The organism is Sphingopyxis sp. MG (assembly GCF_002953155.1).
GTDB classification, from domain to species: Bacteria; Pseudomonadota; Alphaproteobacteria; order Sphingomonadales; family Sphingomonadaceae; genus Sphingopyxis; species Sphingopyxis granuli.
The window spans coordinates 2,424,866-2,436,617 of sequence record NZ_CP026381.1; the positions used below are offsets into that span (position 1 = coordinate 2,424,866).

Annotated in this window: 13 protein-coding genes and 1 tRNA gene; 9 read left to right on the forward strand and 5 right to left on the reverse strand. The window is 67.6% G+C overall.

The window, feature by feature from the left end:
• The first annotated feature begins 136 nt into the window (after positions 1–136).
• Together C3E99_RS11185 and mfd are read left to right on the forward strand one after the other, a co-directional pair.
• Positions 137–397 (forward strand): succinate dehydrogenase assembly factor 2, encoded by a 261-nt coding sequence (locus tag C3E99_RS11185; protein ID WP_076076359.1) that lies wholly within the window; start codon positions 137–139, stop codon positions 395–397.
• A complete protein-coding gene (gene mfd / locus C3E99_RS11190; RefSeq protein ID WP_104959791.1) occupies positions 394–3,981 on the forward strand; it encodes a transcription-repair coupling factor in 3,588 nt (1,195 codons plus the stop codon). The genes C3E99_RS11185 and mfd overlap by 4 nt, the downstream gene beginning before the upstream one ends.
• A 101-nt stretch (positions 3,982–4,082) precedes the next feature.
• On the opposite strand, the gene C3E99_RS11195 is transcribed toward mfd, so the two are convergent.
• The gene (locus tag C3E99_RS11195; protein WP_076076361.1) at positions 4,083–5,279 is read right to left on the reverse strand and encodes a GGDEF domain-containing phosphodiesterase; all 1,197 of its coding nucleotides are present in this window, start codon (positions 5,277–5,279) and stop codon (positions 4,083–4,085) included.
• A 60-nt stretch (positions 5,280–5,339) separates the two neighbouring features.
• Here C3E99_RS11195 and moaA point away from each other — a divergent pair, with 60 nt between their 5' ends.
• The 3 genes from moaA to C3E99_RS11210 all read left to right on the forward strand — a co-directional run bounded on the left by moaA (position 5,340) and on the right by C3E99_RS11210 (position 7,326).
• Positions 5,340–6,347, forward strand: coding sequence for a GTP 3',8-cyclase MoaA (gene moaA / locus C3E99_RS11200; RefSeq protein WP_076076364.1), 1,008 nt, complete (start codon positions 5,340–5,342; stop codon positions 6,345–6,347).
• A gap of 24 nt (positions 6,348–6,371) precedes the next feature.
• A complete protein-coding gene (locus tag C3E99_RS11205) occupies positions 6,372–7,142 on the forward strand; it encodes an NAD kinase (protein WP_076076367.1) in 771 nt (256 codons plus the stop codon).
• A 109-nt stretch (positions 7,143–7,251) separates the two neighbouring features.
• Positions 7,252–7,326 (forward strand) — tRNA-Asn (locus C3E99_RS11210).
• 39 nt (positions 7,327–7,365) lie between these two features.
• Here C3E99_RS11210 and C3E99_RS11215 read toward each other — a convergent pair.
• Positions 7,366–7,650, reverse strand: a complete 285-nt coding sequence (locus C3E99_RS11215) for a hypothetical protein (protein WP_104959792.1) — start codon at positions 7,648–7,650, stop codon at positions 7,366–7,368.
• Positions 7,651–7,654: 4 nt separating this feature from the next.
• Positions 7,655–8,086: a hypothetical protein gene (locus C3E99_RS19750; RefSeq protein ID WP_158682257.1), complete on the reverse strand. Its 432-nt coding sequence runs from the start codon at positions 8,084–8,086 to the stop codon at positions 7,655–7,657.
• Between the two features lie 2 nt (positions 8,087–8,088).
• Between C3E99_RS19750 and C3E99_RS11220 the strand changes: the two genes are divergently transcribed.
• The 4 genes from C3E99_RS11220 to C3E99_RS11230 are packed head-to-tail and all read left to right on the forward strand — an operon-like array spanning position 8,089 to position 8,954.
• The gene (locus C3E99_RS11220; RefSeq protein WP_067105435.1) at positions 8,089–8,295 is read left to right on the forward strand and encodes a cold-shock protein; all 207 of its coding nucleotides are present in this window, start codon (positions 8,089–8,091) and stop codon (positions 8,293–8,295) included.
• Positions 8,296–8,298: 3 nt separating this feature from the next.
• Complete coding sequence (gene infA, locus C3E99_RS11225) at positions 8,299–8,556, forward strand: translation initiation factor IF-1 (protein ID WP_067105436.1); 258 nt, start codon at positions 8,299–8,301, stop codon at positions 8,554–8,556.
• 25 nt (positions 8,557–8,581) lie between these two features.
• On the forward strand, positions 8,582–8,722 hold the full coding sequence (locus C3E99_RS19755; RefSeq protein WP_156482933.1) for a hypothetical protein: 141 nt from the start codon (positions 8,582–8,584) through the stop codon (positions 8,720–8,722).
• A gap of 22 nt (positions 8,723–8,744) precedes the next feature.
• Entirely contained in the window at positions 8,745–8,954 is a 210-nt protein-coding gene (locus C3E99_RS11230; RefSeq protein ID WP_076078051.1) for a hypothetical protein, read from the forward strand.
• 45 nt (positions 8,955–8,999) lie between these two features.
• On the opposite strand, the gene C3E99_RS11235 is transcribed toward C3E99_RS11230, so the two are convergent.
• Positions 9,000–10,466 carry an NAD-dependent succinate-semialdehyde dehydrogenase gene (locus C3E99_RS11235; protein WP_076076377.1) on the reverse strand — a complete coding sequence of 489 codons (1,467 nt, stop codon included), beginning with the start codon at positions 10,464–10,466 and terminating at the stop codon, positions 9,000–9,002.
• Entirely contained in the window at positions 10,463–11,743 is a 1,281-nt protein-coding gene (gene gabT / locus C3E99_RS11240) for a 4-aminobutyrate--2-oxoglutarate transaminase (protein WP_104959793.1), read from the reverse strand. Before gabT ends, C3E99_RS11235 begins: the two co-directional genes overlap by 4 nt.
• Positions 11,744–11,752: the final 9 nt, after the last annotated feature.

The window sequence follows — 11,752 nt, forward strand, 5'->3', positions numbered from 1 at the left end:
GCTGAGCTTGTCGAAGCACCGTCCTTATTTTTCGGCGGCGCAAAGAAAGAACAGCCCCTCGACAAGCTCAGGGCGAACGGTGAGCGGATACGATGCCCGTTTCCGCTTCATCGCTCGCGCGATTAAAAGGCCCGCCATGCAAGACCGCCTGAAACGCCTGAGATTCCGCGCCTGGCACCGCGGCACGCGCGAGGCCGACTATATGATCGGCGGCTTCTTCGACCGCTATTCGCCCGGCTGGGCCGAGGCGGAGGTCGAATGGTTCGAGGCCGTCGTCGAAGAGGACGACGTCGATATCATGGCGTGGGCGCTGGGGACCGGGCATCCGCCCGCGCACCTCGACCGTCCCGAATGGATCGCCGCGATGCGCCGGCTGGATTATATCCCGCTGCCATGACCCGGACCGCCGCCGACATCTTCGCCGCCATCGGGTCGGCGTCGGCGCCCCTGACGCTGGCGCGCGCCGCCGACGGATTCCTGCCGCTGCTGCTCGCCGATCTGGCGCGGGCGAGCGACAAGAGGCTGCTGTATGTCGCGACCGACGATGCGGCGATGCAGGCGATCGCCGACGCCGCACCCTTCTTCGCGCCCGACCTGGTCGTCCACCGCTTTCCGGCGTGGGACTGCCTGCCTTATGACCGCGCCGGGCCGTCGATGCGGGTCAGCGCCGACCGGCTGGCGACGCTGTCGGCGTTGCAGGCGCCCCCTAGGCGCGGCGAGCTGATCCTGACCACCGTCGCCGCGATCACCCAGCGCACGCTGACCCCGTTTCGCATCCGCCAGCTCGCGACGACACTCGCGGCCGGACAGCGGATCGATCGCGACGCGCTCGCCGAATTGCTGGTCGCCAGCGGCTTCAACCGCGTCGATACCGTCACCGACCAGGGCGAGTTCGCGGTGCGCGGCGGCATCGTCGACCTGTTCCCCGCGGGCGAGGACGCCGGATTGCGCGTCGATTTCTTCGGCGATGAGATCGAGAGCATCCGTCGCTTCGACCCCGCCGACCAGCGCAGCCTGGGCCCCGCCAAGGCGCTGCAACTGCTCCCGGCCGCTGAAACCCTGCTCGATGAGGCGACGATCAAGCGCTTCCGCACCCGCTATCGCGAGATGTTCGGGGCGCAGGCGACCGGCGACCCGCTCTATCAGGCGGTGAGCGAGGGGCGGCGGCAGGCGGGAATGGACCATTGGCTGCCGCTGTTCGAGGAGCGGCTGGCGACCTTGTTCGACCATATCGACCCGGCGACCCCGGTGCTGCGCGGCCACCGCACCGACGCGACCGCCGAGACGCGCTTCGACGCGATCCGCGACTATCATGCCAACCGCGTCGCCGCCGAGCAGGAGCAGGCGGGCAGCTATCGCCCGCTCGCGCCCGAAGCGCTCTACCTGACCGAGGCCGAGTGGAGCGAGGCGGAGACGGCGCGCCCTATCCATGTCGTCACCCCGTTCGACGTTCCCGAGGCGCCGACGGTTCTCGACCTCGAAAGCTTCGCGGCGCGCGATTTCACGCCCGAGCGCACCGCCGACCTCAATGTCTACGACAAGGTGGCCGACCATCTGTCCGACGAACGGCGCAGAGGGCGGCGGACGATTATCGCCAGCTATTCGGCAGGCGCGCGGGATCGGCTGGCGGGGCTGCTCAAAGAGCATGGCGTCAGCGGGCTGGCGCAGGTCGATACGTGGCAGGAAGCGCTGGGTTCAACGTCCGTTCGTGTCGAGCGAAGTCGAGACACCCCGCGGGATAGCGCCACGCCGAGGGGCGTCTCGACTTCGCCCGACGCGAACGGGTTGGGAGCGAATAATCCGGGGACAGACACCGTCGCCCTGATCGTCCTCCCCCTCGACCACGGCTTCGCGACCGACGCGATCAGCCTGCTGACCGAACAGGACATCCTCGGCGAACGGCTGGTCCGGCGGCAGAAGCGGCGCAAGAGCGCCGACGCCTTCCTCGCCGAACTGGCGACGCTCAGTGTCGGCGATCTCGTCGTCCACCTCGACCATGGTATCGGCCGCTACGAGGGGCTGACCTCGATCCCGGTCGGCGACAGCCCGCACGACTGCGTCGCACTCACTTACGCCGGCGGCGACAAGCTTTACGTGCCGGTCGAGAATCTCGACGTGCTGTCGCGCTACGGCGGCGAGAGCGAGGGGGTCGCGCTCGACAGGCTGGGCGGCGAGGCGTGGCAGCGGCGCAAGGCGCGGATGAAGGAGCGCATCCGCGAGATCGCGGGCGAACTGCTTGCCACCGCGGCGCAGCGCGCGCTGCGCGCCGGCGAAATGCTGGCGCAGGATGCCGCCTATCCCGCCTTCGCCGACCGCTTCCCCTATCAGGAAACCGACGACCAGGACCGCGCGATCGGCGACGTGCTCGCCGACATGGCATCGGGGCGGCCGATGGACCGGCTGGTGTGCGGCGACGTCGGCTTCGGCAAGACCGAAGTGGCGCTGCGCGCCGCCTTCGTCGCGGCGATGGCGGGGGTGCAGGTCGCGGTCGTCTGTCCCACCACGCTGCTCGCGCGGCAGCACTACAGCAATTTCGTCGAGCGCTTCAAAGGCTTCCCGATCAACATCGGGCGGCTGTCGCGGCTGGTTCCGGCGGCCGAGGCTGCGAAGACGCGCGACGGGCTGGCGAGCGGGCAGATCGACATCGTGGTCGGCACGCACGCGGTCTTTGCGAAAGCGGTCGAGTTCCAGCGCCTCGGCCTCGTCGTCGTCGACGAGGAACAGCGCTTCGGCGTCGTCCACAAGGAGCGGCTGAAGCAGTTGAAGACCGACGTCCATGTGCTGACGCTGACCGCGACGCCGATCCCGCGCACGCTGCAGATGGCGATGTCGGGGCTGCGCGAACTGAGCGTCATCCAGACGCCGCCGGTCGATCGTCTCGCCGTGCGGACCTATGTCGCGCCGTGGGACCCGGTGGTGATCCGCGAGGCGCTGCTGCGCGAGCACGACCGCGGCGGGCAGAGCTTCTTCGTCACCCCGCGCATCAAGGACCTTCCCGACATCGAGGAATTCCTGCGCACGCGGGTGCCCGAGGTCAAATATGTCGTCGCGCACGGCCAGATGGCGCCCGGAGAGGTCGAGGAGCGGATGAGCGCCTTCTATGACCGCAAATATGACGTGCTCGTCTCGACCACCATCGTCGAGAGCGGGCTCGACATTCCGAGCGCCAACACGCTAGTCGTCCACCGCGCCGACCGCTTCGGCCTCGCGCAGCTCTATCAGCTTCGCGGGCGGGTCGGGCGGTCGAAGACGCGCGCCTATGCCTATCTGACGACGCCCGAGCATGGCGCGATCACCGACACCGCCGAAAAGCGGCTCAAGCTGCTCGGTGACCTCGACACGCTGGGCGCGGGCTTTCAGCTCGCGAGCCACGATCTCGACATCCGCGGCGCGGGCAATCTGGTCGGCGATGAGCAGTCGGGACATATCCGCGAGGTCGGCTTCGAACTTTATCAGTCGATGCTGGAGGAGGCGATCCTCGTCGCCAAGGCGGAGGGCGCCGGCGTCGCGCCGCCGCGCGAGGCGCTGTCGCCAGTCATCACCATCGACGCGCCGATTCTGATTCCCGAGGATTATGTCCCCGACCTGCCGCTGCGCATGGCGCTCTACCGCCGCCTCAACGAAGCCGGGGACCGCGCGGCACTCGACGCGTTCGCGGCCGAGATGATCGACCGCTTCGGCCCGCTGCCGCCCGAAACGGCGAACCTGATCCAGCTGATGGAGATCAAGGCGAACGCCAGGGCGGCGGGCATCGCCAAGCTCGACGTCGGCACCAAGGGCGCGCTGGTCGCCTTCCACGGCGACGAGTTCGCGAATGTGCCGGGCCTGATCGCCTATGTCGAACGGCTGAAGGGCCGCGCGCGCATCCGCCCCGACAACCGCCTGTCGGTCAGCGGCGAATGGGGCAGCGCCGGCGCCCGGCTCAACGGCGCGCTGCAATTGTCGAAAGGTTTGGGAAAGCTGGCGAAGCAGGCGACGTAAAAACCGTCGTCATTGCGAGCGGCGAAGATAGAGTGGCGTATCTGATCTGACCACCGTCCCGTTCGTGGAAACGGGTGGATGTGGATTTAGGGCTCGATGCCCTATTCCATCAACGCCAGCAGTTCGTCGCCCGGGACCGGCCCCGATTTCAGGAAGCCCTGCCACGTCGCCACGCCGATCTCCTTCAGCCGCGCGAGCTGGCTCTCGCTCTCGATCCCCTCGGCAACCACCAACAGGCCGAGCGCGCGGGCAAGGTCGACGATCGCGCGCACGACGATGCGGTCGCGGTCACTGCCGTCGATGGTGCGCGTGAAGCCGGCGTCGATCTTCAGATAGTCGATCGGCAGCCGCGCGAGCAGCGACAGGCTGGAATAGCCGGTGCCGAAATCGTCGATCGCGATCGCGCAGCCGAGCGAGCGGATCTGCGCGAGCTGTGCCGCCGCGCTCGTCGGATCGCTAAGCATCGCCTGTTCGGTGAGTTCGAGCGTCAGCCGGTCGGGATCGACGCGCGCCGCCTTGATCATCGCCGCCAGCCGGTCGGCAAACGCCGGGTCGCCGAGGTCGGCGGCGGTGATGTTGAGCGAGACGCGCAGCTTGCCGAGCGGCTTCGGCCAGCGCGCGACCTCGGCCAGCGCGACGCGGTGCGCATGTTCGGTCAACTCGCACTCGAGCCGCGCCGCGCGCGCCGCGGTGATGAGCGGCCCGGCGCCGAGCAGGCCGAGGTCGGGATGCCGCCAGCGCAGCAGCGCTTCGACCCCGACCATCGCGCCGCTCGCGACGTCATATTGCGGCTGATAGAAGATCGCCACCTCGCCGCGCGACAGCGCGGCCTTGACCATCGCGCCGTCGCGCGCCGACGCCGGCCGCGCGAGCTGCTCGGCCGCCATGCGTAGCTGATCGTCGATCGGCTCGTCGCGCGTGATCAGCGCCGCGGCGATGCGGATCGCCAGCCGCCCGTTGGGGTCGCCGACCATCGGCTCGGCGAGCGCGACGTGAAGGGCCCGTTCCTGCGCATGCAGCGCGCCGAGCGACAGCGGCACCGCCGGTACGATCAGGAAGCGCGGCCCTTCGAGCCGCGCGACCAGCGAGCCATGGCCGAATTCATCGCTGGCGAAGGTGTCGAGCCGCCGCGCCACCTCTTCGAGCAGGGCGTCGCCCGTTTCGGTGCCCGCGCTGTGATTGATTCGCGCCAGCTGGTCGAGCTGGATCAGGATCACGCCCAGGTCGGCGCCGTGCCGCGCATGCAGGTCTTCAAGATGCCGAACGCTTGCCGCGTTCGTGTCGTTCAATCGATTCATGCCGGCCCCCTAGCAGGCTTTGCTTGCCAATCTCTTCCCATTTGCACCACAATAATCACGATGACCGCAAATTCCGCCCCATCTGCCGCGTCGCTGGCCGACGGCCATGGCCGCCGGATCAGCTATCTGCGCCTGTCGGTGACCGACCGCTGCGATCTGCGCTGCCGTTATTGCATGGCGGAGACGATGACCTTCCTTCCGCGCTCGGCGGTGCTGACGATCGAGGAAATGGGCGATCTCGCGGAACGATTCGTCGCGCGCGGCATCCGCCGCATCCGCCTGACCGGCGGCGAACCGCTGGTGCGGCGCGGCATCGACATGCTCGCTGGGCGGCTCGGCGCACTGGTCGGCGACGGCCTCGACGAACTGACCCTCACCACCAACGGCATGCGGCTCGCCGAACATGCGGCGATGCTCGCGGCGGCGGGCGTGCGCCGCGTCAACGTCAGCCTCGACACGCTCGATGCGGCGGCCTTTCGCCATATCACCCGCGTCGGCGACCTCGCCGTCGCGCTGCGCGGCATCGCGGCGGCGCGCGCGGCGGGACTGTCGGTCAAGATCAACATGGTCGCGCTCGCCGGGCTCAACGAGGACCAGCTCCTCCCGATGCTCGATTTCTGCGCCGCGAACGGCTGCGACCTGACGCTGATCGAAACGATGCCGCTCGGCGAGGTCGAGGCGGACCGCAGCGCCCATTTCATTCCGCTCCACCGCTTCGTCGCGCCGCTGCGCGCCGAGCGCGCGATCTGGCCGGTCGACAAACGCACTGGCGGCCCGGCGCGCTATTTCGCGGTCGAGGACAGCCCGGTGACGCTCGGCCTGATCACGCCGCTGAGCGACAATTTCTGTGCGACCTGCAACCGCATCCGCCTGACCGTCGAAGGGCGCATCTACATGTGCCTGGGACGCGACGACCATGTCGACCTGCGCGCGGCGCTGCGCGACGGCGGGGACGTCGATGGGTTGATCGACACGGCATTGGCTGGCAAACCGCGCGCGCACGATTTTCGTATCGAACGGAAATCGGCGCCGGCGGTCGCGCGTCACATGAGTGCAACGGGCGGCTGACGCGGCGCCCTTCTGGGGGTAGTTATGCAACGCAAGATCGCGCTCGTCGCGTCGAATGCGCCCGCGGGACAGGAGGCCGAGGCCGAACTGCGTCCGCTCTACGACTTCGTCGATCTCGCCGAGGCCGACCTGCTGATCGCGCTCGGCGGCGACGGCTTCCTGCTCCACATGCTGCACCAGCTTCTCGACCAGCGGCGTAGCCTGCCCGTCTTCGGAATGAACCGCGGGACGATCGGCTTCCTGATGAACGAGTTCCGCGTCGAAGGCCTGCTCGAACGCATCGCCGCCGCGCGCCCCTTCCTGATCCACCCCCTGTCGGGCGACATCACGACGATCAGCGGCGAACGGCATATCCTGCCCGCGATTAACGAAATTTCGCTGCTGCGCGAAACGCGCCAGGCGGCGAAGCTGGAGGTAGTGATCAACGAGCGCACGATGCTGGAGGAACTGGCGTGCGACGGCGTCCTCGTCGCGACCCCCGCGGGTTCGACCGCCTATAATCTGTCCGCCAACGGACCGATCCTGCCGCTCGAATCGGAAATGCTCGCGCTGACCCCGATCAGCCCCTTCCGCCCGCGGCGTTGGCGCGGCGCATTATTGCCCGAATCGGCAAGCATCCGCTTCAATGTCCGCGAAGCAGCCAAACGCCCGGTCAGCGCCGTCGCCGACCAGCGCGAGATCCGCGACGTGAAGACCGTCCTCGTCACCACCGACCGCAGCCGGCCGCTGACGCTGCTGTTCGATCCCGATCAGGGGCTCGACGAGCGGATCGCGATGGAACAATTCATCGTTTGAGGCACGCTGGCTCCAGCGCAGGGCCAGCGGTACAAAATATACCGAATCCCCCTTGCAAAATGGCGCGGGCAACGGCAAAGGGGCCGCCTTGCCCGCCTTGGCGGGCTGCTCCTCGGTAGCTCAGCGGTAGAGCAATCGACTGTTAATCGATTGGTCGCAGGTTCGAATCCTGCCCGGGGAGCCATCTTCTTTCCACGATGGCAGCGACAGGCTTCGGGGCATTTCAGCCGTCCGAAATGGTCTCATCCTCAATCGCCGCGGTAATCATCCGATCCCATATGGCGGCGTCGCCGGCGGCGACCATGCGCCCGCTCGGTTCGCGAAGCGTGCGGAGCACTGCAAGCGCGGCATCGGTGTATTCGGGCCAGCTTTCGTCGACCGCCGCTCCGGCCGACGACATGTCCCCTTCGGCATTGCGGCTGAGCGCATGGCCCGCGAGCACGCGCGCGATCCGTTCGACAGGGGCGGTTTCGGCTGCATCGAGCAACGCGTCGCGGCGGTCGGTCATGATGTCATCTCCTGTCGCGGATCATCCTGTCGCGCACCAGCTTTGCTGGCGAGCCTGTTCCAGACGAACGCACGGCAAAGACGGCAGTTGCCGCGTCCGGGTTTGCCGATCCTTCGCACGCCGACGAAGCGATACGGGCCGGAAACCGGATGTCGGCCTGAATCGATGAAATCGCGATTCTCAAACGCATCGTCATATGAAAAAATCCGGACGAATCCGGCGATCGGACATTAGAAAAGAAAGCGAATTCCGAGCGTCGATCCTGCGGGGATTTTCCGCGAAACTTGACTTTTTCTCCCCATCTACCCATATTGTTCGCGCTAACGTCGCCTGCGACGGAAAATTTACGCCCCAGGCGCTGAACTTCCCTTCTCACGCTACCAGCTCCGCCGGTGCTTTTGCCGGTGGGTATCTTGTTTTCGTGAAAGGAAAACACCCATGCCGATCGGCACCGTCAAATTCTTCAACACCGACAAGGGTTACGGCTTCATTTCGAATGAAGACGGCTCGGGCGACAGCTTCGTCCATATCACCGCCGTCGAGCGCGCCGGAATGGCGACCCTGAACAAGGACCAGCGCCTTTCCTACGAACTGGAAACCGGCCGCAACGGCAAGGTATCGGCCATCAACCTTCAGCAGGCCTGATCCTTGGCGAAAGAAGAGCTTCTGACCTTCGAAGGCGTGATCGACGAAATCCTGCCCGACGGCCGTTTCGGCGTCGTGCTCGAAAATGATCACCGCCTTATCGCCTATACCGCTGGCCGGATGCGACGCTTTCGCATCCGGTCGGTGGTCGGCGACTCGGTCCGCGTCGAAATGACGCCCTACGACCTGACCAAGGGCCGCATCGTCTATCGCGAGCGCGGCCCCGGCGGTCCCGGCGGCGGCGCGCGCAAGCGCCGCTGACTTACAGAATAAACAAGAGTAAAGAATGATTTATAACAATATTTTCCCGCGCCTCGCGGGTCTGTCCCTCGCCGGCAAGGCGATCGCACCGCGTCCGGCCCCGCGCCGTTCGCCGACGCTGTCGCGCCGCGAGTTGCGGCGACTGATCGCCGACATGGTTGATTGACACACGAACAAGGGAGCAGATGATGTCCGCAACGATCGATTTCTACCTGACACAGGCCGAGAAATGCGATGTCGATGCGGCCGGCACCAAGCTGGTGCAGGTTCGCGACCGCAGCCTGCGCGCAGCCGCCGCCTGGCGCGCGATGGCGGACAAGCTGATCCGCGCCGAAACGGCGCGTGTGGAAAAGGAACGGCAGATCGAAGCCGCGCGCAACGCCGCCAAGGTCGACTGAGCGCGAACCGCCGTTCCGTTTACCGGAACCGATCGTCCCCCAGGGTCAGACCGGATTCAGGCCCATGCAGACATATTTGATCTCGAGATAATCGTCGATCCCATAGCGTGACCCCTCGCGCCCGACGCCCGATTCCTTGATCCCGCCGAACGGCGCGACCTCGGTGGAGATCAGACCGGTGTTGACCCCGACGATCCCATATTCGAGCGCCTCCGCAACGCGCCAGACGCGCGCGAGGTCGCGCGCATAGAAATAGGCGGCAAGGCCGAAGCGCGTGTCGTTTGCCTGCGCGACGACGTCAGCCTCGTCCTCGAAACGGAAAACCGGCGCCAGCGGGCCGAAGGTTTCCTCCTGCGCCACCGCCATCGCCGCCGTGACCTCGACAAGCAGCGTCGGTTCGAAAAAGGTGCCGCCGAGCGCCGAGCGCGCGCCGCCGCAGACGACCCGGGCTCCCTTTGCAGTCGCGTCGGCGATATGCCGTTCGACCTTTTCGACCGCCGCTTCCTCGATCAGCGGGCCGACCTCGATCCCCGGCACCGCGCCATCGCCGACCTTCAGCGCCCGCACCGCGTCGGCGAGGCGCGCGACGAATGCGTCATGGATGCCCGCCTGCACATAGAGACGGTTGGCGCAGACGCAGGTCTGCCCGGCGTTGCGGTATTTGGAGGCGATCGCGCCCTTCACCGCTTCGTCCACATCGGCGTCGTCGAAGACGATGAAAGGGGCGTTGCCGCCGAGTTCGAGACCAAGCTTCTTCACCGTGTCGGCTGACTGGCGATAAAGCAGCTTGCCGATCTCGGTCGAGCCGGTGAAGGAGAGCTTGCGGACCAGCGGGTTGCCGGTCATCTCTTCGCCGACACCGCGCGCATCGCTGGTCGGGACGATCGACAGCAGGCCGGTGGGCAGCCCGGCTTCCTCCGCCAGCACCGCGAGCGCGAGCGCCGACAGCGGCGTCTGCGCCGCCGGCTTGACGACGATGCCGCAGCCCGCGGCGAGCGCCGGACCGACCTTGCGGGTGATCATCGCGGCGGGGAAGTTCCACGGCGTGATCGCCGCGACGACGCCGACCGGTTGCTTGAGCACGAGGATGCGCTGGCCGTTCTGGGTCGCGGGGATAACATCGCCATAGACACGCTTCGCTTCCTCCGCGAACCATTCGATGAAGGAGGCCGCATAGGCGATCTCGCCCCGGCTTTCGGCGAGCGGCTTGCCCTGTTCGGCGGTCATCAGCCGCGCGAGATCCTCCTGATTCGCCATGATCAGATCGAACCAGCGGCGCAGGATCGCGGCGCGCGCCTTGGCCGGCATCGCCGCCCAGGCGGGCATCGCCGCCGCCGCCGCATCGATCGCGGTGCGCGTGTCGGCGGCGGTCGTATCGGCGACCTCGGCGATCAGCGCCCCGGTCGCGGGGTTGGTGACGGCCAGCCGGCGTTCGCCCGCCACCCAGCGGCCGCCGACGAAAGCCTCGGTCCGCAGCAGGTCGCCGCGCGTCAATGTCCATGCGTTGCTCATAATGCGCTCAAGGCCTCTTCCAATATCGCCATGCCCTCGTCGATCACCGCGTCGGACGCGGTGAGCGGCATCAGCAGGCGGATGGTTTCGCCATGGATACCGCAGCTCAGCAGTACAAGCCCCCGCTCCAGGGCGCGCGCCGTCACGCGCTTCGCCGCCGCGCCGTCGGGTTCGTCGCCGCCGCGCGCCGCGAGCAGGTCGAAGGCGACCATCGCGCCGGGGCCGCGGACATGGCCGATGGGCAGAAGGTCGTTGCGCGCCGCGAAGGCCGCCAGAGTCGTCCGCAACCGGTCGCCGATGGCGTTCGCCCGCGCGATCAGCCCTTCCTCCTCGATCACGTCGAGCACCGCGAGCGCCGCCGCGCAGGCGACGGGCGACCCCGCATAGGTGCCGCCGAGCCCGCCGGGCTGCGCCGCGTCCATGATGTCGGCGCGGCCGATCACGCCCGACAGTGGGAAGCCGCCGGCGAGCGACTTGGCGACGGTCATCAGGTCGGGCTCGACCCCACCATGCTCGATCCCGAACATCCGCCCGGTGCGCGCGAAGCCGGTCTGCACCTCGTCGGCGATCAGCAGGATGCCATGCTCGTCGCAGATACGGCGCAGCGCCTGAAGCAATTCGGGCGGTGCCATGTGGAAGCCGCCCTCGCCCTGCACCGGCTCGACGATGATCGCGGCGACGCGCGACGGCTCGATGTCGGCGGCGAACAGCAGCGACAGCGCGCGCAGGCTATCCTCGACGCCGACACCGTAGTGCGCGATCGGAAACGGCAGGTGGAACACCTCGCCCGGCAGCGGGCCGAAGCTGCGCTTGTAGGGCAGCACCTTGCCCGTCATCGCCATGGTGAGCAGCGTGCGGCCGTGGAAGCCCCCGCCGAAGGCGATCACGCCCGGCCGCCCGGTCGCGGCGCGCGCGATCTTCACCGCATTCTCGACCGCTTCGGCCCCGGTCGTGAACAGGATCGTCTTGGCGGGCCCCGCGATGGGCGCCAGGGCGTTCAGCCGCTCGCACAGCGCGACATAGGGTTCATAGGCGACGACCTGAAAGGCGGTGTGAGTATAAAGGTCGAGCTGGTCGCGCACCGCCGCGATCACGCGCGGATGGCAATGGCCGACGTTGAGCACCGCGATGCCGCCGGCAAAGTCGATGTAGCGCGCGCCGTCGGCATCCCACAGCTCGGCATTTTCGGCACGCTCCGCGAACAGCGGCGTCGCGGTGGCGACCCCCTGCGGGACGGCGGCGACACGGCGCGACAAAAGAAGGGCATTCTGGCTCATCGTTGGACC